Origin of the sequence: Halobacillus andaensis, from assembly GCF_014636475.1 — a bacterium.
Classification (GTDB): Bacteria; Bacillota; Bacilli; order Bacillales; family Halobacillaceae; genus Halobacillus_A; species Halobacillus_A andaensis.
In genome coordinates, this window is the sequence record NZ_BMEL01000001.1 from 494,890 (window position 1) to 516,970 (window position 22,081).

23 protein-coding genes and 1 other RNA gene are annotated in these 22,081 nt (G+C 39.2%); 17 read left to right on the forward strand and 7 right to left on the reverse strand.

Features of this window, described 5'->3' with window-relative positions:
* The first annotated feature begins 22 nt into the window (after nucleotides 1-22).
* Together IEV27_RS02610 and nth are read left to right on the forward strand one after the other, a co-directional pair.
* Nucleotides 23-718, forward strand: a complete 696-nt coding sequence (locus IEV27_RS02610; RefSeq protein ID WP_188375891.1) for a DnaD domain-containing protein — start codon at nucleotides 23-25, stop codon at nucleotides 716-718.
* A 13-nt stretch (nucleotides 719-731) separates the two neighbouring features.
* Nucleotides 732-1,394, forward strand: a complete 663-nt coding sequence (nth, locus tag IEV27_RS02615; protein WP_188375892.1) for an endonuclease III — start codon at nucleotides 732-734, stop codon at nucleotides 1,392-1,394.
* Nucleotides 1,395-1,434: 40 nt separating this feature from the next.
* Here the strand turns inward: nth and IEV27_RS02620 are convergent, their stop codons facing one another.
* Together IEV27_RS02620 and recU are read right to left on the reverse strand one after the other, a co-directional pair.
* Nucleotides 1,435-4,098 (reverse strand): PBP1A family penicillin-binding protein, encoded by a 2,664-nt coding sequence (locus IEV27_RS02620; RefSeq protein ID WP_188375893.1) that lies wholly within the window; start codon nucleotides 4,096-4,098, stop codon nucleotides 1,435-1,437.
* Between the two features lie 16 nt (nucleotides 4,099-4,114).
* On the reverse strand, nucleotides 4,115-4,699 hold the full coding sequence (recU, locus tag IEV27_RS02625; RefSeq protein ID WP_188375894.1) for a Holliday junction resolvase RecU: 585 nt from the start codon (nucleotides 4,697-4,699) through the stop codon (nucleotides 4,115-4,117).
* A 504-nt stretch (nucleotides 4,700-5,203) separates the two neighbouring features.
* On the opposite strand from recU, the gene IEV27_RS02630 reads away from it, so the two are divergent.
* Both IEV27_RS02630 and IEV27_RS02635 read left to right on the forward strand, forming a co-directional pair.
* The gene (locus IEV27_RS02630; protein WP_188375895.1) at nucleotides 5,204-5,470 is read left to right on the forward strand and encodes a hypothetical protein; all 267 of its coding nucleotides are present in this window, start codon (nucleotides 5,204-5,206) and stop codon (nucleotides 5,468-5,470) included.
* A gap of 57 nt (nucleotides 5,471-5,527) precedes the next feature.
* The gene (locus IEV27_RS02635) at nucleotides 5,528-5,899 is read left to right on the forward strand and encodes a DUF1798 family protein (RefSeq protein WP_188375896.1); all 372 of its coding nucleotides are present in this window, start codon (nucleotides 5,528-5,530) and stop codon (nucleotides 5,897-5,899) included.
* A gap of 12 nt (nucleotides 5,900-5,911) precedes the next feature.
* Here IEV27_RS02635 and IEV27_RS02640 read toward each other — a convergent pair whose 3' ends face one another.
* Nucleotides 5,912-8,977, reverse strand: coding sequence for an efflux RND transporter permease subunit (locus IEV27_RS02640; RefSeq protein ID WP_188375897.1), 3,066 nt, complete (start codon nucleotides 8,975-8,977; stop codon nucleotides 5,912-5,914).
* Nucleotides 8,978-9,149: 172 nt separating this feature from the next.
* Here IEV27_RS02640 and IEV27_RS02645 point away from each other — a divergent pair, with 172 nt between their 5' ends.
* From IEV27_RS02645 to IEV27_RS02670, 6 genes are all read left to right on the forward strand, one after another.
* Nucleotides 9,150-9,557, forward strand: a complete 408-nt coding sequence (locus tag IEV27_RS02645) for a cytidine deaminase (RefSeq protein ID WP_188375898.1) — start codon at nucleotides 9,150-9,152, stop codon at nucleotides 9,555-9,557.
* Nucleotides 9,558-9,637: 80 nt separating this feature from the next.
* The gene (locus IEV27_RS02650) at nucleotides 9,638-10,201 is read left to right on the forward strand and encodes an SLOG family protein (RefSeq protein ID WP_188375899.1); all 564 of its coding nucleotides are present in this window, start codon (nucleotides 9,638-9,640) and stop codon (nucleotides 10,199-10,201) included.
* A gap of 112 nt (nucleotides 10,202-10,313) precedes the next feature.
* Nucleotides 10,314-10,634: a cell division regulator GpsB gene (gene gpsB, locus IEV27_RS02655; protein WP_188375900.1), complete on the forward strand. Its 321-nt coding sequence runs from the start codon at nucleotides 10,314-10,316 to the stop codon at nucleotides 10,632-10,634.
* A gap of 90 nt (nucleotides 10,635-10,724) precedes the next feature.
* Nucleotides 10,725-11,103, forward strand: an RNA gene (gene rnpB, locus IEV27_RS02660) — RNase P RNA component class B.
* Nucleotides 11,104-11,230: 127 nt separating this feature from the next.
* Nucleotides 11,231-12,364, forward strand: coding sequence for a THUMP domain-containing class I SAM-dependent RNA methyltransferase (locus IEV27_RS02665; protein WP_188375901.1), 1,134 nt, complete (start codon nucleotides 11,231-11,233; stop codon nucleotides 12,362-12,364).
* A gap of 17 nt (nucleotides 12,365-12,381) precedes the next feature.
* Nucleotides 12,382-13,875, forward strand: a complete 1,494-nt coding sequence (locus tag IEV27_RS02670) for a carboxypeptidase M32 (RefSeq protein ID WP_188375902.1) — start codon at nucleotides 12,382-12,384, stop codon at nucleotides 13,873-13,875.
* 28 nt (nucleotides 13,876-13,903) lie between these two features.
* On the opposite strand, the gene IEV27_RS19955 is transcribed toward IEV27_RS02670, so the two are convergent.
* Both IEV27_RS19955 and IEV27_RS02675 read right to left on the reverse strand, forming a co-directional pair.
* On the reverse strand, nucleotides 13,904-14,038 hold the full coding sequence (locus IEV27_RS19955) for a hypothetical protein (RefSeq protein WP_268235621.1): 135 nt from the start codon (nucleotides 14,036-14,038) through the stop codon (nucleotides 13,904-13,906).
* Nucleotides 14,039-14,041: 3 nt separating this feature from the next.
* Nucleotides 14,042-14,440: a hypothetical protein gene (locus IEV27_RS02675; protein ID WP_188375903.1), complete on the reverse strand. Its 399-nt coding sequence runs from the start codon at nucleotides 14,438-14,440 to the stop codon at nucleotides 14,042-14,044.
* 193 nt (nucleotides 14,441-14,633) lie between these two features.
* Here IEV27_RS02675 and IEV27_RS02680 point away from each other — a divergent pair, with 193 nt between their 5' ends.
* The 3 genes from IEV27_RS02680 (at nucleotide 14,634) to IEV27_RS02690 (ending at nucleotide 16,647) form a co-directional block, all read left to right on the forward strand.
* Nucleotides 14,634-15,719: a type III polyketide synthase gene (locus IEV27_RS02680; RefSeq protein ID WP_188375904.1), complete on the forward strand. Its 1,086-nt coding sequence runs from the start codon at nucleotides 14,634-14,636 to the stop codon at nucleotides 15,717-15,719.
* 1 nt (nucleotide 15,720) lies between these two features.
* Nucleotides 15,721-16,215, forward strand: a complete 495-nt coding sequence (locus tag IEV27_RS02685; protein ID WP_188375905.1) for an isoprenylcysteine carboxyl methyltransferase family protein — start codon at nucleotides 15,721-15,723, stop codon at nucleotides 16,213-16,215.
* Between the two features lie 129 nt (nucleotides 16,216-16,344).
* A complete protein-coding gene (locus IEV27_RS02690) occupies nucleotides 16,345-16,647 on the forward strand; it encodes a DUF6123 family protein (protein ID WP_188375906.1) in 303 nt (100 codons plus the stop codon).
* Between the two features lie 7 nt (nucleotides 16,648-16,654).
* Here the strand turns inward: IEV27_RS02690 and IEV27_RS02695 are convergent, their stop codons facing one another.
* Complete coding sequence (locus tag IEV27_RS02695) at nucleotides 16,655-17,038, reverse strand: ribonuclease HI family protein (protein ID WP_188375907.1); 384 nt, start codon at nucleotides 17,036-17,038, stop codon at nucleotides 16,655-16,657.
* 18 nt (nucleotides 17,039-17,056) lie between these two features.
* Nucleotides 17,057-17,731: a queuosine precursor transporter gene (locus IEV27_RS02700; RefSeq protein ID WP_188375908.1), complete on the reverse strand. Its 675-nt coding sequence runs from the start codon at nucleotides 17,729-17,731 to the stop codon at nucleotides 17,057-17,059.
* A gap of 180 nt (nucleotides 17,732-17,911) precedes the next feature.
* Here IEV27_RS02700 and IEV27_RS02705 point away from each other — a divergent pair, with 180 nt between their 5' ends.
* Genes IEV27_RS02705 through IEV27_RS02720 form a run of 4 tightly spaced genes read left to right on the forward strand, consistent with a single transcriptional unit; the run spans nucleotide 17,912 to nucleotide 22,075 of the window.
* Entirely contained in the window at nucleotides 17,912-19,582 is a 1,671-nt protein-coding gene (locus IEV27_RS02705; protein WP_188375909.1) for a formate--tetrahydrofolate ligase, read from the forward strand.
* 56 nt (nucleotides 19,583-19,638) lie between these two features.
* Nucleotides 19,639-20,493 (forward strand): DUF72 domain-containing protein, encoded by an 855-nt coding sequence (locus IEV27_RS02710; RefSeq protein WP_188375910.1) that lies wholly within the window; start codon nucleotides 19,639-19,641, stop codon nucleotides 20,491-20,493.
* Nucleotides 20,494-20,502: 9 nt separating this feature from the next.
* Nucleotides 20,503-21,129 carry an HD domain-containing protein gene (locus tag IEV27_RS02715; RefSeq protein WP_188375911.1) on the forward strand — a complete coding sequence of 209 codons (627 nt, stop codon included), beginning with the start codon at nucleotides 20,503-20,505 and terminating at the stop codon, nucleotides 21,127-21,129.
* A complete protein-coding gene (locus IEV27_RS02720; protein WP_188375912.1) occupies nucleotides 21,119-22,075 on the forward strand; it encodes a thymidylate synthase in 957 nt (318 codons plus the stop codon). Before IEV27_RS02715 ends, IEV27_RS02720 begins: the two co-directional genes overlap by 11 nt.
* Nucleotides 22,076-22,081 lie beyond the last annotated feature (6 nt).

Sequence of the window (22,081 nt, forward strand, 5' to 3'; positions counted from 1 at the left end):
TTTAGCATCCTAGAATGAGGTGATGGAAATCGCTAGTTATTATAATTACCAAGCCGTTCTTGATGGTCAAATTTCCTTGCCTAAAACGTTAATCACTCAATATAGAAGTTTAGGTATTGCTGAGAAAGAGCTTGTAACCGTCTTACAAATTCATCAGTTTCACATGGATGGGAATTCTTTTCCTACACCTGGAGAAATCTCCAACCGCACTTCTTTTACTGAAGAAGAATGTTCAAGGGTGTTAAGGAGCCTAATTCAAAAACAGCTTCTAACCATTGAGCAAAAAGACAGGGATCAGCAGGTAGGGAATGAATGCTATTCCTTAGAGCCACTTTGGGAAAAGTTATTTCAACAGCCAAAACAGCAAAAGGAGTCAACTGCTCAGCCTGAAAACTTATTTCCTTTATTTGAACAAGAATTTGGTCGCCCACTATCTCCTTTTGAAATTGAGAATATAAATATATGGCTTGATCAAGAGGAGCAAGAACCCGCTTTGATTAAAGCTGCACTACGTGAAGCCGTATTAATGGGGAAATTAAACTTTAAATACATCGATCGAATTTTAAGAGAGTGGAAGAGGAAAGGCATTCAGACTGTAGATCAAGCTAGACAGCATGGTAAAAAATTCAGACAAGGTCAGATGAAAAACACGGCTTCACCTAAGCCAGCGGCAAAACGTGACGTTTCCTTGTATTACAATTGGCTAGAAGAAGAGTAAAAGAGGTAGGTATATGTTAAACAAAGCTCAAATAAGGTATTGTTTGGATACGTTTGAAGAAATGTTTCCTGAGGCAGAGTGTGAACTAACCCATAAAAATTCCTTTGAGTTACTTATCGCTGTCGTATTGTCAGCTCAGGCTACCGATGCATTAGTGAACAAAGTAACACCAGGACTCTTTGAAAAATATAAAACTCCTGAAGATTACGTAAATGTATCACTTGAAGAGTTAGAACAGGATATTCGCAGAATTGGGTTATATAGAAGCAAAGCAAAAAATATTCAAAAGCTAAGTCGTACGATGCTTGAAAAGTTTAATGGACAAGTTCCTCAGACGAAAGCGGAATTGGAAAGTTTAGCTGGGGTAGGGAGAAAAACTGCAAACGTGGTAGCTTCCGTAGCATTTAAAGAACCGGCTATTGCGGTAGATACTCATGTGGAGCGAGTCTCTAAAAGGCTCGGTATATGCCGTTATAAAGATTCTGTACTTGAAGTAGAAAAAACGCTGATGCGGAAGATCCCAAAAGAAGAGTGGAGTGACACGCATCATCGAATGATTTTTTTTGGACGGTATCATTGCAAAGCCAAGAATCCGAACTGTCCTGAATGCCCACTGCTTTTTTTATGTAGAGAAGGACAGAAGAGAAAGCGTAAAGAGGAAAAATTAATGCAGTAAAAAACTCCAAGTCCGTGAGGGTCTTGGAGTTTTTTCTTCATTATTCCTCGTCTTCTGACTCATCAGTTTCCTCTGATGAATCCTCTTCTTCAGTAGTATCTTCCTCACCAGACTCTGACTCTGGTGATTCGTCTGTTTCTTCAGTATCTTCTTCTTCGGTAGGAGAGCTTTCTTCTTCATTATCCCCGTTTCCGTTATTTCCATTATTATCATCATTGTTGCCATTTCCATTGTTTTCTTCTTCGGTATCTTCTTCAGACTCACCTTCATCATTAGATCCGTCTTCAGCACCTGATTCGCTGTTTTCGTCAGATTCTTCCTCAGTTTCTTCTTCGGTATCTTCGTCAGATTGCTCTTCAGTGTCTTCAGACTCTTCTTCACCGCCTGGAACTGTAACACTGGCCGTTTGAGGATCGCTTTCTTCAGCTTCACCATCATCACTTACGGCGACTACGGTAAACTCATACGTAGAACCTGGTTGAATCTGAGAAATTTCCATACTGCGGCTCTGTGTAGTCGTCAGTTCTCTAGCATCCCCGCCATCTGTAGCTACGGATACTTCAAACGTAACATCGTCAGCATCTTCATAACTCCACTCTAAATCAATAGCCTCTGTATCTTCGTTGTAGTTGGCTGATAATCCTTCGACAGCATCCATCTTATCAAATTGTTCGGAGGTTTCAGTCGGTTTGTTATCGACATGGAATAACTCACTTACGATTTGACTTTCAGGAGTATAGTCACTAGGAAGTTCTGCCGGGCGAGATCCGTCTTCAACATCAACCCATTCGACCGAATCTGGTCTCTGGAAGTCTTCGGGTTCATTGCCTTCAGAAATATGTCCCATAACGGATTTAAACAATTGCCGCGGAATTTGTTGAGAGCTGTCAGACAAGTTTACGTTATTATCACTATACCCAGTCCATATCGATACGGAATAGTCAGTCGTATAACCACTAAACCAAACGTCAGGTACAATGGCCTCGCCATCACTGGTTTCGCGGTTGGTAGTTCCAGTTTTACCTGCCACCGGCAGTCCTGGAATGTTTGCTGCAGTACCTGTACCGTCGCTCATTACAGATTCAAGCATAGAAGTGATCATATAAGCTGTGTAGTCGCTCATAGCTGATTTTGATTCTGGCTTTAAATCGGTGGTCTGTCCGTCAGTTGATTCTACTTTACGGACGGTATGAGGTTCGTTATACACCCCATCATTACCAAAGGCTGCATAAGCGCCACTCATCTGAACAGGGTTGGTTAGCACGCCGCCTCCAATAGCATCAGAAAGATTCATGGTATCATCTTCAAACTTGAAACCTAAACCTTCAACAAAAGGTTTGGCATTCTCAATTCCTGTTTCTTCCAGCATTTTGATAGCCGGGATATTGAGTGAACGACTTAGAGCGTATCTCATACTGACCCAACCTCTAAATTCACCATCATAGTTATTAGGCTGCCATCCATTAATATCAATTTCTTCATCGTTGATTTGGTGATACGTAGATAGCTTTTCATTTTCAATTGCCGGTCCGAAAGCTGTTATAGGCTTAAAAGTTGAACCTGGCTGACGATTAATATCCGTGGCAAAATTGTAATTTCCCTTTGTATAATTTCGCCCACCGCCAATAGCTCGAATGGCTCCTGATTTTGTATCTGTTACTGCAATTCCAGATTGCAGGTCTTCATCCGGCCATTGGACCGATTCATCGCTTAATACTTGTTCTACATATTCTTGAGCATCAGGATCAATTGTTGTATAGATGTTAAGTCCATCTTCGTAAATATTGGCATCATCCATTTTTGCGCTCACTTCTTTTTCAACTTGATCGATAAATGCGCGATATGGTGTGCTTTCCTCTTCTGTATCCTCTACAATCATATCTTCTACGTTCGTTTGTTTTGCTTCTTCTGCTTCTTCTTCAGTGATCTTGTTGTGCTGAACCATTAAGTTAAGCACCGTGTTCATCCGTTTTTGTGCTAAATCAGGATTTTCATAAGGATCATAGCCGGATGGTCTCTGTGGCAGACCGGCCAGCAAAGCTGATTCTGGCAAGGTTAACTCGTTTAAATCTTCTTTACCAAAGTAGGTATCAGCAGCTTCAACGATTCCGTAAGCCCCTTGGCCGTAATAAATTTTGTTTAAATACATCTCTAAAATAGATTCTTTAGAATACTGCTGGTCTAATTTAATCGCTAAAAATTGCTCCTGTACTTTTCGTTCTAACGTTTTATCGCTTGTTAAGTAAGAACGCTTAACGACTTGCTGTGTAATGGTGCTTGCACCTTCTGACCCAAAACCGTTTGTGACATTGGAAAGAACGGCTGCTCCAATCCTTCTAGGATCAATACCAAAATGATCAAAGAAACGGACATCTTCCGTAGCTAAAACAGCATCAACTGTTTGAGAGGGAAGGTCATTATAACTCACTCTCGTCCGCCGCTCATCTCCAGCTACATCCGTTATTAAGTTATCGTCTTTATCATAAATTTTAGAAGAAAAAGGATCAGATAATTGCGCTTCATCTAAAGCAGGTGCCTTAGCGATGTAGTAGGCGAATAAAGCACCTACAGCCAACATAAGAACGATTCCAATCGTTAATAACGTCATAAAAATCGATTTAACAGATGGGCGTTTACGGCCTTTTGACTTTTTCGTATTAAGTTGCTTTCTTCTTGCTGATCTCGACTGACTTTCATTGGCCATGTCGTCATTCCTCCATTCAAAAATAGAGCTTATCTATAGCTTTGGCGTAATCGACTCTTGCTTGAAAATGAAAATCAAGGACTATTCCTATTTCTTTAATATCAAGATAAGGTATCGATTTTCGACCGCCATTTAATTGACCTTCCCAGTAAGAAAACAAATTCTCTGCAGGGAAAAGATAGGTTTCATCATGCACAGTAAATTTAACAATAAGAAAACAAATTCCACCGTGTTGATGACAATCCTTCATATGGTCAATTTGATGCTGATGGATGTTACTCAAAGGAAATGATGTTTTATTTTTTGTCTCCTTTGCTTCAAAATCCACGTAACGTCCTCGATAAACTCCGTTAAAATCAGTTGTGGAAGCTTGTTTAAAATAAGCTTCCTTGATAACAGCCGCACTTCGCTTAGGGTAATGGACATCAACGATTTGAATTGGTGTGGGCTTCTTATGGATATTTGCAATGTTTGCGATGCGGTAATATTCATTAGTTGCAGCTATGTCATCCTCTAAAGTCATCCCCCTATTGCTAAAATCGGGTTTGTTTCTAGTATACGAAGTTCGGGCAGGGGACTTTTTCCCGTTTGGGTAATTCACAAACATTCCCTCCTAACATCATGAACGTATCATAACAAAAAAAGAGGTGTTCGTGTTAAAAAAATTCCTCCTCTAACTACAATTAATTAACGAACGAAACCCGCAAAAGGTTTCATCTAATTATACGACGTGAAACATGATACGACAAATTATAATCATGCAGGTCCAGAGAGAAAAAGTAAAAAAATCCACTATACATTATTTCGATTCTCAATAATTTTTTAAGGGTAGGTTGTTTTAAAAAAAACGCTGCTCAAATAGCAGCGTTTTTTTAGAATGTTTTACGTTGAAGGCCTGTTCTCACCTGCTAATTTAGGGTTATCCGTTTTAGCGGGGGTTGGCTTCTTCTTTTGTGTTTTCTTTTGCTCTTTACCCATGATGGACACCTCCTTAATCTGTAAGATGTCTTTCTTTGTTGCATTAATTCTAGTTTTGTCATCCTTAAAGGAGTTATACAAAAGATCCAGAATTATCATAGCAAGAGCTTTCATAGGAGGAGATTATATGAGTAAAGATCAATCGGTTTCCCGTGTTACTTATGAGCGTCAATTTGTTCAGCTGAAAGAAAAGTTTGAACTGCTTGAAAAGCGTTTATCATTAAAAGCGGACGAAATTGTTTTTACGATGGCTGTTTCACACCGTAAAGAAATTGATCAGCTCAAAGAAGAAGTCATACATTTAAGAGAACAAATAAAGGACGTAAAAAAAACACAAAAATCTGGATACAAAAGAAATCTTCATTTATCCTCTCGAAAAAAGTCAGTCGGATAATTTTTGCTTATACAGCGTTAAGAATGATAAGGTAGGAGAAAAAAGGTATGGTGTTCAATGACGCTACGTGAACTTACGAACGAAATTAAAGAATTAATAGATCAACGTCATAAGATGTTTATTAGCTCGGAAGGTCCTATTGATAAAAAAGATCATGCATTTTTTAACAAAGTAAAAGAAGAAACGAAGCCGATGTTTGAATTGACACATGATTGGCTGAGAGAAGCTGAGTTCTTCGTTAAAAACAGGGGGGTAAGTGTCCACCCCAATCAAGTTAAATCGACTCATGAGAACATTGAAATGCTTATTTTGCATAGCTATTACTTAGATGTAGATAAGAAAAGATTTAAAGAACTTCATCAATCTTCTCATTATGTTCTTGATATGGTTTTAACAGATATTCAAAAGCAAGAACACCCTCCTAGTTAGAGGGTGTTCTTTTTAAATTTTATGAGCTCTTTTTCGGATCCGGTCAAGGATCAAATAAAAGGCGGGTATTAAAATGAGCGTTAAAACTGTTGAGAAAAGCAAGCCTGATACGATCGATATGGCTAGCGGTTTAAACAACACGTCTCCTGTGAAAATAATTGGTGTTAAGGCAGCAATTGACGTGAGTGAAGTAAGAACGATAGGTCTAATCCTTGCTCTACCGGCTTCAATAACACTAGTAGCCGTAGATGTATACTGATTTTTATTTTGTTCAATAAATTCAATGAGGATCACGGAGTTTCTAACTACAATCCCAGATAGAGAAACAATCCCTAATACCGCTAAAAAGCTCAGAGGTTCATTTGTCACAAACAAACCTATAATGGCTCCTGTAATCGCGATAAAAACCGAGCTTGTTATAAGAAGCGGCATCGTTAAAGAGTTAAATTGAAGTGCGATTGTCACATAGATAAGGAACAAAACAATCACAAACAGTTTTGATACCTCAACAAAGAAATCGGATTGAGCATCGGATTGCCCGGTCTCTTTAATTGTGTAGCCTTCTGGCAGATCGTTGCTGATGGCTTCGATCTCATCTTGAGCAGATGAAGTAAATACAGATTCTTCACCAGTAAGTGGATAGGCTTCAATTGTAATTGTGCGGTCACCGTCGAGGTGTGGAATTACTCCAATTTGCTCGCTTTCACTTTCATTAATGATCTCTTCTAAAGTGAATTCATTGGGAGGTGAATCATTTACTGGTTCGCTAACAATGGTGAGCTCACTTAAATTCACTCCATTTTCATTTCCGTCATCAACGAGCAACTGAACAGGAAGACGTTCATTTCCATCATCAAAAGTCCCAAGAGGTATTCCGGTATTTGCAATTTGCAGTTGTGAAGTAACGGTGTCTACAGAGATATTATTTTCTGCTAATAACTCACGGTCTGGACTGTATTCCTTTATCGGCTGTAAGGTACCTATATTAAGAGTGACGATTTCTGAATATTCGAGAGATTCCAGGCGTTCTTTTACGTTCTCAGCCTCTTCAGCTAATGTATCAATATTAGGCCCTTGTAATTTTAGTTCCACGGGCGGGGAAGGGGGAGGACCTGATACAATGGTGTCAAGGAATATTTCAGCATTTGTAAATTCATTCCTCAATTGTTCTTCCCAATCACTAATAAATGTAGTAGCGCTAGTTACGTCTCGATCCACACGTACGAGCAATTGACCCGTATTCTCTCCTGTTTGAGTGAGCGTTTCGTTAAAAAGGTTTGGTAAGCCGCTTCCAGCATAAATAGCTGTTTCAGTAACCGTCTCTTCATTTTCTACGATCATGTCTTCCATTTCATTTAGCTGAGCTTCTGATTCCTCTAAAGTCGTGCCTTGAGGAAATTTAACCGAAATAGTCACTTCCGGGCGGTCAGCAGCCGGGAAAAATTCAAAAGGGATCTTAAAGACAAGCAGTGATAACAGTAGACAAACAAGAATCCCAGCTACTCCAGTTCGAATCGGCTTTTTCGTCACTTTAGGAAGCAATCGGTCTGCATAACTTTTTTCTAATCGGTTGAAAAACTTTCCGAGCAATCCAACTTTAGCAGGTCCTTCTTTCTTCGCTCGAGCGCGTCTGGCATATTGAACAGTAGGAATTAGGGTAAGTGCTATAAAGGTAGAGGCAAGCACCGTAAAGATCAATACACTAGGTAATGCCCGAATAAATTCCCCATTCGTCCCAGAAATGAAAGTAAGCGGAAAAAAGCTAAATACGATCATTAGTGTGGATGTAATGATTGATTTTCGTACTTCTCTTATTCCGTTTATCGTACCTTCTAAAGGAGAGTCGCCTAACTGGAACCTCCGTTGAATGTTATCATTCACCACTATAGCGTCATCAACAAGAATACCTATCGCAATAATAATCCCAATCACCGAAATTTGGTTAAGGTCGACTCCTATATAAGGAAGGGGAATCAAACCGATTAAAATGGATATGGGAATCGCGACGGCCACTAATATCGCGGATGATAATGGTAATCCCAGGATCATAATAAAGATAACTGCAAATAAAGAAATAGCAAAAGAGGTAACTAAGTTGGTGTATACTTCATCGATAACTGTGCTTTGGGTATAGAATTGCTCAACCGTTACGGAAGAAGGCAGATCATTCGAAAGACTTTCTACTTCACCAGTAATGTCTTCTTGTAAAGCTGAGATGTTAACCCCTTTTTCAGCAAGAACGGTCATCGTTAAAGCACTCTGCTCCTCAACAGAAATGAGATCTTCCACACTCTCATTCTCAATGCTAATCTCCCCAATATCCCCAAAAGTAACAGGGTCTCCGTTTTCATCAGTTGAAACGGCCAGATTCTCGTATTGAGAAAGTTCATTATATTTCTCAAAAGTTAATTGATAGATGGTGTTGTTTTCTTCTTCAGTACCAATGGCAGCCGGGGAAAGTTCCTGCTCAATAGCTCCCAGTACTTGATTTGGTGTAACTTGATATTCTTCTAACGCTTCATTGTTTATAGAGAAGGTTACTCGTTGTTCAGGTAACCCTTTAAATTCAATGGAGTCCACACCATTTAAGGATGATAGCTTTTCCTCCCATTCATCGATCGTACCCCTTAGTTCATAAAGATCTTCAGGAGAGTCAGCGAGCAGGTGATAAGCGGCGACAGCGGAAGAAGCCTGGGCTTGGCTGACGTCAGGAGATTCAGCTTGTTCAGGGAACGTACTAGAGACATCTGAAGCTACTTGTTGAATTTGACTGTTAACGGTGTCAGAGTCTGTACTTCCATCCAAAGTAGCTGTAATGGTGCCAAATCCGGTAGTAGAATTTGACGTAATCTCTTCTATTCCGTCTACATCTAGCAATTCTTCTTCAAGTGGGTTTATAACTGCACGTTCTACTTCTTCTGGCGATGCACCAGGGTAAGCAGTAGATATGGTGGCTACGTCTACACTAATCTCAGGAATTTCACGTTTAGGTAATTGAAAATATGTAAATATTCCTGTGAAAATGAGAATGATAACAAGAACCCATACCATTTTTTTGTAATTAATCAGCTTTCTCATTTTTAACCTCCACCTTTAAGTATAAAAAGTATAAGTACAGTATAAACTTTTTCTTGACACTTGTGTCAAAAATAAAGTTCTCAATGTGCTAACTTTTCCAACAAAGTGAAAACGCTTTACAATAACGGAATAATCTTTTATAATTATTTTCCCAATAAAGGGGGAGAAAATAATGAATAAGCAAAATTTAATTGATGAAGCAAAGAAAATTAGAGAGAAAGCTTACACACCTTATTCTAAGTTTAATGTAGGGGCGGCGCTCCTTACGAAAGACGGTACCTTATACACGGGGTGTAATATAGAAAATGCCGCCTATCCAGTTACTTGCTGCGCTGAAAGAGTAGCTATTTTTAAAGCTATTTCTGATGGCCATCACGAATTTAGTGAAATCGCGGTCGTAGCAGATACAGAGCGGCCGGTGCCGCCATGTGGATCATGCAGACAAGTAATGAGCGAGTTCTTTGATCCTGAGTTAAATATTTATTTAACGAATTTAAATGGAGCATTAAAAACCGTGAAGATGTCTGAACTTTTACCTTTCTCATTTTCACCTGACGATCTAACAAAAGAAGAAAATTAGTGAGTGGCTGCCGACAGTAGGCAGCCATTTCTTGTATAATTTAAAGTGTTCAAAAGCATAGGGCGTGAAGGGAGACACTTATGAAAACAATCGTTGTTACTGGCTATAAGCCAATGGAATTGGGAATCTTTAAAAATGACGACCCCAAAGTAGACATTATTAAAACTGCGATAAAGAAACGTTTGGTTGCGCTTATTGATGAAGGTCTTCAGTGGGTGGTGATTTCCGGTCAAATGGGTGTAGAATTATGGACAGGCGAAGTTATATTGGGACTTAAAGAAGAATATGACATCAACTTAGCAGTACTTCCCCCTTTTTCCAACCAACAATCCAGGTGGCCGGATGCGATGCAGCGCGCTTATGAAGTCATCATCGAACAATGTGATTTTTATAAGGAGATTTACGAAAAGGAATACGAAGGACCTTACCAATTCAGGGCTAGAGATCAATTTTTTGTTGAGCATTCCGACGGTTGCTTAATGCTTTATGATGAAGATACTCAAGGTTCCCCACAATATTTCCTAAAATTAATCAAAAAGTATAGAGAGCATCATGCGTACGAATTATTATTTATCACTCCTCTCGATCTTGATGAGACTGTGGAAGAAATGAGAATGACAAACCCTGACTATTGGAGTCAGTAATAAAATATACTATGAAGATACTAGATGAAATAGGTATAATGCATAAATTAAATTGACATTACTCGAAGGATTTGAAAAAATATAAGTAATGTGCTGAACAGAGGTGATAAAAATGAGTGAAGAAAAGTATAACTTAGATGGCAAAACGATTTTAGAAAAAGATTTCAAAACGTCAATGCGTGGATATAACCAAGAAGAAGTGGATGAATTTTTAGATCTAATTATTCAAGACTATGAGAAGTTTCAAAAAGAAATTGATCAACTGCAAAATGAAAACAATCGATTGAAGAAGTATCCAGCTCGTGATGACGCTTCAACACAGCGTACAAAACCAGTAAACAACACACAAAATCATCAAGTGAATTACGATATTTTAAAAAGAGTATCAAATCTTGAGAAAGCTGTGTTTGGAAAGAAATATGCCGAAGAGTAAAAATGTAATAAAATAACAGATGACTTATGGACAGAACTATGCTATTCTATTAGAACTTGCTTTTAATGACTAACAAATAATGAATATTGAATACTCGGGTAATCGCTGCATATTCACGTATGCAGAGGAAAGTCCATGCTCGCACAAGCTGAGACGCTTGTAGTGTTCGTGCTTGACGAAACCATAAGTCAAGGTAACTCTTACGTTAACGGCAGGGAAAATACCTACGTTCTTTATGAATAGGGTATGACTACCTTGAAAGTGCCACAGTGACGAAGCTGGAATAGAAATATTTCAGGTGGAACGAGGTAAACCCCACGAGCGAGCAACCCAAATTAAGGTAGGGGCACTTTTGGATGGGAATTCAACCTGAAAAAAGGCCGCTTATAGCGGCAGATAGATGGTTACCACCGGAGTACGAGGTTGACCACCGTTTGCAGTACAAAGGAACAGAACATGGCTTACAGAGTATTCAAAGGTCATTGATCATCACGAAGCAACCCTTCTGAAAAGCCACACGCTTTTTAGAAGGGTTATTTTTATGAACATAATAAATAAAATTGAATGATAGTTAGAGTAACTTTAGGAGGCTAAGGATGGCATCGAATGTAACATTAATAGCGACAGCTGCCATGGGAATAGAAGCTTTTGTGGCAAGAGAAGTAAAAGACTTAGGATATGAAGATGTGAAGGTTGAGAATGGACGCGTACTATTTGAGGCTCCTGTATCCGCCATTCCACGATCCAATCTATGGCTTCGAACGGCTGACCGTGTTCGCTTGCTAGTAGGAAGGTTTAAAGCTTATAGCTTTGATGAACTATTTGAAAGCACGAAGGCTTTACCATGGGAACAATTCATTACAGAAGATGGTGAATTCCCTGTAATAGGTAAATCGGTTAAATCTAAACTTTACAGTGTACCTGACTGCCAATCTATAGTAAAGAAAGCAATTGTTGAACGCTTGAAGCAAAAGTACGGTGTAGCTTCCATTCTAAAAGAAACAGGAGCTTTCTATCGAGTTGAGGTAGCGATTCATAAAGATGAGGTTCTACTTACGATTGATACTTCAGGCAGCGGACTTCATAAACGAGGCTATCGAGTAGGGCAAGGGGAAGCACCTCTTAAAGAAACATTAGCTGCTGCTCTGGTTCAAACAACAAATTGGAAACCTGACCAACCTTTTGTCGATCCTTTTTGCGGTTCAGGAACGATCCCCATCGAAGCTGCGTTAATTGGGCAAAATATTGCCCCCGGTTTTAATCGTGAGTTCGCTTCTGAGAACTGGAACTTCATTCAAGACTCTCATTGGGATGAAGCCTTTCAAGAAGCAGAAGATTGTGCGAATTATGATCAACCGCTTGATATTACAGGATCAGACATCAGTCATGAAATGGTTGAAATTGCAAAAACAAATGCAATGGAGGCCGGACTGGGAGATTTAGTGAAGTGGAAACAAATGCAGGTGAAAGATTTTAATCCTAGAAAAGATAATGGATATCTTATAGGTAACCCACCATATGGAGAGAGAATGGGTGACCGTGAAGAAGTAGAAAATATGTATCGTGATTTAGGAGTGAGAATGAGAGATTATCCTTCTTGGAGCGTTTATATTCTTACGTCTAATGAAAAATTCGAAAAATTTTATGGGCGAGAGGCCACAAAGAAACGGAAGTTATTTAATGGCTTTATAAAAACGGATTACTATCAATTTTTCGGTAAGAAACAATAAATGAGGGGGAGTTTCATTTGAGTTTTTCCACTGAACAAAAATTTTGGAATCTGTTAAAAGAACAATCTTCTTATGAAGAAGCCATTGGTTTAATGGCATGGGATATGCGTACGAAAGCCCCAAAAAAAGGGGTTGAAAACCGCTCGGAAGTGATTGGCGTTCTCTCCCAAAAAGTTCATGAAATTCAAACGTGTAATGAAATTAAACTCTATATAGACGAGCTTAAAAAAACGGCTTCCGACCCAAAATTAATTGCAGCACTGCGTGAAGCAGAGGAAACGTATCATCGTACGAATAAAATTCCTACACAGCTGTATAAGGAATTTGTAACGCTTCAAACGACTGCGGAGTCTAAATGGGCAGAAGCAAAAGAGAATAATGATTTTGAGAGTTTCCAGCCTTATTTAGAAGAGCTTGTTCGATATAATCGCGAATTTGCGGAGCTTTGGGGATACGAAGACCATATTTATGATGCATTGCTGCACAATTATGAGCCGGGTGTAACGGTTAAACAACTGGACCAAGTATTTCCTAAGGTGCGGGATGAATTGGCCGCGCTGTTAACAAAAATTCAAGAGTCAGAGGTATCGCCAGACCCCGCTATTTTACAAGGCCATTTTCCTAAGCATTTACAAGAAGCGTTTAGTGAAGAAATTCTTAAGAGAATGAGTTACGACTTTGACGCAGGACGTCTCGATGAAACCATTCACCCTTTTGCTATAGGGTTGAATACCAATGATGTACGCGTAACAACTAAATATGATGAAAGAGACTTCCGGACAGCTGTTTTTGGAACCATTCATGAGGGGGGCCATGCCCTTTATGAACAAAATATTGATCCGGATTTATCTTTTACCCCATTAGCTACAGGTACATCGATGGGTATTCATGAGTCTCAATCGTTGTTCTGGGAAAACTTTATAGCGCGCAGCCGAGAGTTTTGGGAAAATCATTATTCGCTTTTTCAATCTCATGCTCCTGATCGTTTTAAACAAGTTTCTTTCGATGACTTTTTTCTAGCGGTGAACGAAGTGAAGCCTTCTCTCATCCGTATTGAGGCGGATGAATTGACTTACTGTCTTCACATCATGGTTCGTTATGAACTGGAAAAAGCCTTAATCAATGGTGAAATTGAGGTGAAACAGCTGCCTGAATTGTGGAATGAAAAAATGAAAACGTACTTAGGGGTCGTACCAGACAGTGATTCGACAGGAGTTCTTCAAGATATTCACTGGGCAGGAGGGGACTTTGGCTACTTTCCGTCATATGCTTTAGGCTATATGTATGCTGCTCAATTCGATAGCGCTATGAGGAAAGATGTAAACGTCTCGGCTGCCGTAAGATCAGGAGATTTCCAGCTTATTAAAAACTGGCTTTCAAATCGTATTCATCAATACGGAAAAATGAAAAAACCTTTAGATATTTTAGAAGAGGTTACAGGGGAAGGACTTAATCCGAACGATTTAGTGAACTATCTACGAAACAAATATAAACATATTTATCGCTTTTAGAAAAAGAAACCGCAAAGCGGTTTCTTTTTTATGAGAATTCGTTTTTTAAGTTGGTTGGTCGAAGGTCAGCATCTTCAAAGATTTTATCCATTTGTTGCTGAAACTCATCAAATAATTTGTTCGCGTTCGTTAAATCGGCTTCATCCATGTTTTCTTCTAACATGTATTAGATTTCTTCATAGTATTCCTGAAGAGACGGCAGGGCCTGCTTAATATCTTCCGCTACTTCATCGTTAATATCTTCACTGACTGAATAATCAACGACTTTATATGAGGCATCTTTAGCAGCTGTTTTAGCATTTTCTCCAGCTTCTTTGACCGTTTCTTCATCTGCTTCTTCATCGCCCAGCATAGTTTCAAAGTTCGTAATTTGAGACTGCTCAGGGCGCAGTGTGTTCGCCATGTTCTTCTGCCAGTTTAAAATATCTTTCTTTATTTCATTTTCTTCTTCAGAACCTGAATCTGCAGATTCATTGCTGTCATTAGACTCATCTCCAGCGTTTGAACTACATCCTGTTACGACGAGTAAAGTAGACACTCCTAAAATAATCATCCATCGTTTCATTGTGTTATCCCCATTATGTAAGATTCATTGTGTAGTTTATCTGTATTTTCAAAAAATGTAAACTAATCCAACAATTGTAATAATATATAGAAAATTCTCAACATACGTTTAATGTTCCTAATGGTACACACCAGCTATTTCGTATAATTCGAGTGATTTGAGCCACCTTATTCTTAAAGAGGTGGATTGAAAAATGGCTTTTATTTTATCATGCAGTATCCAGAAAGCGGAATATAATTATAAGCAGCAGGAAATTCAAGAGCTGATTGCAAAGGTCTTTCCTATTAAAGAAACGGATAAACAAAAATTAATGCCGATTTTTAGCAATAGTGAAATTAAAACTCGCCAACTAGCTTTCCCATTAGAATGGTATACAAAAGAACGCCAGCTTCAAGAAGTGAACGCCTCTTATTGTGAGCGGGTGATTGACTATAGTAAACAGGCGGCTTTGAGCTGTTTATCTAACCGTAAATTTATTAAAAGAGAGATTGATCCTAAGGAAATTGACCATATTCTTTTCGTGTCTTCTACTGGAATATCTACTCCTACCATTGATGCTTATTTAATAGATGAACTAGGCCTGCGTGAGAATATTAAACGCACCCCAATATTTGGCCTTGGATGTGCTGGAGGTACAAATGCCGTAGGTAAAGCATTTGATTACTTAAAAGGGGCGCCTGAAAGTAATGTCCTCATCATTTGCGCGGAATTATGCAGTGTGACCTTTCAACATAATGATACAAGAGTAAGTAATTTTGTGGGAGCTGCTTTATTTGGGGACGGGGCATCTGCTTTGTTATTAGTAGGAGAAGATTCACCGCTGCTGCATCAAAAGATTACGGCTGTACCTAAAGTGACTTCATCAAGCACAAAAACAAAACCTCACAGTCAATCCGTTATGGGGTGGCGAGTAGTGAATACAGGTTTTGAAGTTATATTTAAAAAAAGCATCCCTAAACTCGTGGAAAGTTTCTGGAAAGGACATATGGAAGAAAGGTTAGCAGAATTAAACATGGCGGCAGTTGACTTACCTTTTATTGTCGCTCATCCTGGTGGAAAAAAAGTGATCGAAGCTTTTGTTTCAACTCTAGGAATTTCTGATCAAGCCGTATCCTATTCAAAAGATGTGCTATCCCGTCATGGCAATATGTCTTCTCCGACGGTCCATTTTGTATTGCATCAAGTTATGCTTGGGAAACCTTCAGCAGGGACAAAATCTTTTATGACCTCTTTAGGACCTGGTTTTTCATCAGAAATCGTAAGTCTGGAGTGGGTTTAAGATGTGGTTATTTATTTTTTTAATTTTACAGAGGCTGGCGGAGTTATATATTGCAAAGCTAAATAAGAGGTGGATGATGAGTCGTGGAGGGGTTGAAGTAGAGGCGAAGCATTATCATTTATTTATTTGGCTTCACACCCTTTTCTTTATTTCCATTTTCTTTGAGTGGTTTATTCTTAAGGGAGGCGTTTTATGGTTATCTCCTTTCTTAATTGCTCTATTTGTGATCTTGCAGGGTTTAAGAGTTTGGTGTATAGCTTCACTCGGGAGGAAGTGGAATACGAGGATTATCGTCATTCCGGATGAGCCTCTTGTTGAGCGCGGACCCTACCAATACGTCAAGCACCCTAATTACATGATCGTCTTCTTTGAATTGCTGGTGATTCCACTGCTATTTCAAGCTTTTGTGACGGCTCTGCTATTTCCATTATTGCACCTGCTTGTTCTTGTGATCCGTATTCCCGCAGAAGAACGTGCGTTGTCAGGAAAATTTTAAGTTTGCTCTAAATATGAAAAAAAACAGTTCACCGATTGACGTCAAGTGATTCCCACTTGGCTATTTATTTTGTATAATAGAAGTATTGCGAATTTTGTCGATACAGGTTTTAAAGATAAGGAGAATGTTATGAAGCCAACTTATTCATTAGCTTATTACTTGGAAGACTTATGGTCAAAGGGGTTCAAACTGTCTGACGAGGATGTACATTTTGTTTATTTTGGCAAAAATTCAACCAATACGGAAGACTGGAAGGTCATTTTAGCTCTTCAGATGACGCTGAAGTTTCAGAAAAAGTTCGATCCTAGCTTTTACATAAGTTTGCTTGAGCATATAGCAGATCGTTCCATCATATCGAAAAAGTCGGCGTATCAATCATTGGAAGAACGCGGTTTATCAAATATGGAAACAAAAAAAAGAACCAGTTCCTAATAAGTAGTTACTGGTTCTTCTTCAATTCTTCACGAGCAAGACGATCTGCATGTTTGTTCTCTTTATCAGGAATCCATTTATAAAATACATAGGAAAAGTGCTGATGAAGAGCTAAAATTTTTCCTAACAGGGGAGCATAGGCTGGATTCTTACAATGCTCCGTGTCAGCTGAATGAACAACTACCTGCGAATCGCTGCGTATGGAAATAATTTCCCCGCTGTAATGTTGACTGCAGTATTCTAACGCATAGATGACCGCAAGAAATTCAGCCTCGTGGTTGGAACAGGAGCCGAGGTATTTGCTGAATTTGTGACGATCTTTTATATAAATGCCGACTGCACTCGGTCCTGGGTTGCCGGCTGTGGCTGCATCGGTATAAACTTCTATCATAGATCACTTGCCCCTTTGTTAAGAACGGTGGAATGTTTTGGCTGTATATAAAAATGGTGTATCAATTAAGGCCACAATAAACTTGATTAGATAGGTTGTCAAAAAGATCTCGAACCAAATATCAAGTGGATACTCTCCGTAAAAGGCTATACCACAAAAGATAGCCGTATCAAGCAGTTGGCTAATCATCGTACTTCCGTTATTTCGAACCCAAAGTGTGCGGTCTGAAGTAAATATCTTTTTTAAGTTGGCATAGAGCCAAACATCGAAGTATTGGCTGACAATATAAGCAATTAAGCTTCCTAAAGCTATTTTAGGCACAATGCCAAATAATACTTCTAGAGCTGGCTGGGCTATATCTGCTTCAGATGGGGTGAACGATAAGGAAATCTGCATCATGATGGTTAAAATAATGAGGGTGGAAAATCCCATCCAAACAGCCTTTTGTGCTTCTCGCTTCCCGTACTTTTCATTGATTAAATCAGTAGCTAAAAAGACAGTGCCATAAATAATATTTCCTAGTGTAGCGGTTAAACCAAATAATTCAACTGTTTTTACTACTTGGATATTAGCGACCACTGTAGACATACCTATCCATACAAATAAGCCTGATTTACCGAAGATACGATAAACTATTAGTAATAAACTAAAGTTGACGATGGCAAACAAAATCCATATCCATTCGTTGCTCATATAACTATTCCTCCTTAGTTTTGGTGTCGCGGGAGGTTTTCGAACCGCGCAGCAACAGCCTATCATTATACGTTTAACAGCCGGGGATTGCAATAGACAGGATTAGGAAATTCCTATTCTTAATTTGGCTGGTCTTCGGGTACAATAGAAGTAGACTGTTCGTTTAAAGGAGCTGTTAAGATGAACTCTGATATTGAAATTGCCTTACAATCTAGTATGTCCCCGATTAAAAACATTGCGGAACGATTAAATTTATCAGAAAATGATTGGGAACCTTATGGTCACTATAAAGCGAAATTATCTTCGCTCATTGTAAGTAACATGAATGACAAACCAGATGGAAAAATTATTTTAATCACTTCGATTAATCCGACACCTGCTGGGGAAGGAAAATCGACGGTTACCGTTGGTTTGGGACAGGCTCTATGTCAGCTTAATCAAAAAGCGATTATTGCCTTAAGAGAACCTTCTCTTGGTCCAACCATGGGAATCAAAGGGGGAGCTTGTGGAGGGGGATATTCTCAGGTTTTACCGATGCAGGATATTAACCTGCACTTTACTGGTGATTTGCACGCAATTACATCTGCAAATAACGCACTTTCAGCGTTCATTGATAATCATATTCATCAAGGAAATGAATTACATATCGATCCTAGACGCATTGGCTGGAAGCGAGTGATGGATTTAAATGACCGTGCTCTTCGTGAAGTAATTGTTGGGCTTGGAGGACCTGTAAAAGGGGTGCCTCGTGAAGACAGTTTTACAATAACGGTAGCGTCTGAGATTATGGCTATCCTTTGCTTAGCTAGCGACCTGGAAGATTTAAAAAAACGCCTAGCTGAGATTATTATCGGGTACACATATGATAAACAACCAGTCACAGTAAGACAGCTAGGTTTTGAAGGAGCTCTAACCTTGCTTCTCCATCAAGCGATTAAGCCGAACTTAGTTCAAACTATTGAGAATACGCCAGCAATCATACACGGCGGCCCGTTTGCAAACATCGCTCACGGGTGTAATAGTTTAATGGCTACCAAAACAGCTGCTAAACTAGGAGATTATGTTGTTACGGAAGCCGGGTTTGGTGCAGATCTTGGGGCAGAAAAATTTCTAAATATAAAAGCGAGAGCAGGTAATTTTCAACCCGATGCTGTTGTAATCGTGGCTACGATTAGAGCCTTGAAAATGCATGGCGGTGTGGATAAGAAAAATTTATCGGAGGAAAATGTCGCTGCTTTAAAACGTGGTGTAGATAATTTAAAGAAACATATGGAGACCATTGAACAATTCAATTTGCCTTTTGTGATTGCCATCAATCAATTTCCGACAGATACCCATCATGAAATTAATTTTCTAAAAGAATGGTGTGTAAAGCAAGGTGCTGAGGTGTCTTTAGTAGAAGTTTTTACTAAGGGAGGCGCAGGAGGACTAGATTTAGCCAAAAAAGTAATGAGTTGCTGTGAAGTAGATCAAGGTTCTATGAGATATACGTATGACCTTGATGATCCTGTGGAAGAAAAGATTCATAAAATTGCCACAAAAGTTTACGGTGCCGGTCATGTTGAATTTACATCGGCTGCGAAAAAGCAGCTGAAACAAATTAAGGATTACGGTCATAATCATTTACCTATATGCATGGCGAAATCTCAATACTCTCTTTCTGACGACCCCGCTTTATTAGGGCGTCCCAATGGATTTACTGTGACGGTGAGAGAATTACGTGTCTCTGCAGGGGCGGGATTCATTGTAGCTTTAACTGGAGAGGTAATGACAATGCCGGGACTTCCTAAAAAACCGGCTGCTTTGAATATGGATGTACAAGAAAATGGAACAATTACAGGTTTGTTTTAACGGTAATTTTTAGAACGAGAATACTGAATACTCGATTTGCTGGGAAGGGGAGAAGGATGACTATAAAAATAGGTGTAACGGGCTGGGGCGACCATGCTTCTATTTATCCGGATCAGACAAGACCGGATGAGAAGCTTTCGGTTTATGCTTCTCATTTTCCTGTTGTTGAAGTAGATACAGCTTTTTATGCGATTCAACCCAGAACCCATTATGAAAAATGGTTGAACCAGACACCGAACAATTTCTCATTTGTCATTAAAGCATTTCAACAATTGACAGGGCATGACCGTCAAACTCGAACCGTACAAGAAGCAAAAGACCTTGTGAAAGCATATGAAGAGTCTATTCAGCCGGTTGTTGAGGCTGGTAAAGTTCAATCATTGCTTTTTCAATTTCCCCCTTGGTTTGATGTGAGGAAAGAACATATTCAAAAATTAAGGTTAATAAGAGAATGGCTGGAACCATACCCTCTGGCTTTAGAGTTTAGAAATCAAACGTGGTTTCACAAGAAATATAGAGTCCAAACTTTAGATTTTATGAAAGACTACGAGTGGATTCATACCATTTGTGATGAACCCCAAGCTGGAGAAGGGTCTGTACCGTTAGTCGAAGCAACTACACACCCCACTCAATCTCTTGTTAGATTTCATGGGAGAAATGTACATGGTTGGAATAAGAATGGACGTAAAGATTGGCGCAAGGTCCGTTTTCTCTATCGATATAATGATGAAGAATTAACAGAATGGGCGCAAAGAGTGAAGCGGCTGCAGAAAGAAACAAAAGAAGTGACTTTACTATTTAATAATAATTCAGGCGGAGACGCCGCAGATAATGCAAAACAGCTCCAGGATATGCTTAATATTGAGTATACCGACCTTAATCCGAGACAAATGGATCTCTTTCAGTTTTAGAGGTGAACTATGGAAAAAGAAGACGTTTTATGTAGTGTGAGGAAATATGTATATGAGCAGTTTTCATCCGACCCGACGGGGCACGATTATTATCATATGAAAAGAGTGGCTCATTGGGCAAAAGAGATTGCATTAGACGAAGAAGCCGATCCTTATACAGCAGAGCTGGCCGGCTGGCTTCATGATGTCGGGGATACCAAACTGTATGACGATACAGAAGCTGCCTATCGAGAATTAATTGATTTTCTAACTTCATTAGAGGTGGAAGCACAGAAAAGAAGAGAACTATTAACAATCATTAAAAGTATATCTTTTTCAAAAGGGCAGATTCCTGCTACCATTGAAGGAAAAATCGTTCAAGATGCGGATCGTTTAGACGCCATAGGGGCTGTAGGAATAGCGAGGACCTTTGCTTTTGGAGGAATGAGGAATCAATTGATTTATGATGAAGCCGCTGATTCTTTAACTTCTATCCAGCATTTTTATGATAAGCTGCTAAAGCTCAGCGATGGGATGTACACAAGAAGAGCTCAAATCGAAGCAAATCAGCGACACGCTTTTATGGAGAATTATTTGAATCAATTTTACAGTGAATGGAACAGCGCAGAAAGAGCAGGTGAGCACAATGACAAATGAAGAACAGTATCTAAACCTATGTCAAGAAGTGTTGAATAAAGGAGCAGTCAAAAGAGATAGAACAGGAACGGGTACGAAGTCGTTGTTTGGCTATCAAATGAGGTTCGACCTCCAAGAAGGTTTCCCTTTATTAACAACGAAACGAATTCCATTTCGATTAATTGTTAGTGAACTGTTATGGTTTATAAAAGGGGATACGAACATTCGCTATTTATTAAGACATAACAACAATATTTGGAACGAGTGGGCTTTTCAATCTTATATAGAGAGTGAGGAGTACGATGGTCCGGATATGGAAGATTTCGGAAGGCGCAGTCAACAAGATGAAGAGTTTAAAGCCCAATACGATGAACAAATGGGAATCTTTAAAGAGAAGATTTTACAGGACGATTCATTTAGTGAACGTTTTGGTGATCTTGGCGCCGTTTATGGTAAGCAGTGGAGAGCATGGCAAACTTCACGTGGAGAAACGATCGATCAATTAAAGGATGTTATTGACAACATTAAGCATAATCCAGATTCAAGAAGACATATCGTTACCTCTTGGAACCCAGAGGATGTCCCTTCTAATATGGCTTTACCACCTTGTCACATGATGTTTCAATTTTATGTAGCTGACGGAAAGCTTTCTTGTCAACTGTATCAAAGAAGTGCTGATATTTTCTTAGGCGTCCCTTTTAACATCGCAAGCTATGCTTTATTAACCCACTTGATTGCTAAAGAATGTCAATTAGAGGTAGGGGAATTTGTTCATACGCTGGGTGATGCCCATATTTATTCCAATCATGTGGAACAAATTAATAAACAATTATCACGAGAAATAAAAGAAGCACCATCGCTTTCGCTTAATGATAGTAAAGAAAGTGTTTTTGACTTTGAAATGGAAGACATTAAAGTGGAAGGGTATGACCCGCATCCTGGTATTAAAGCTCCAGTAGCGGTATAACAAGGG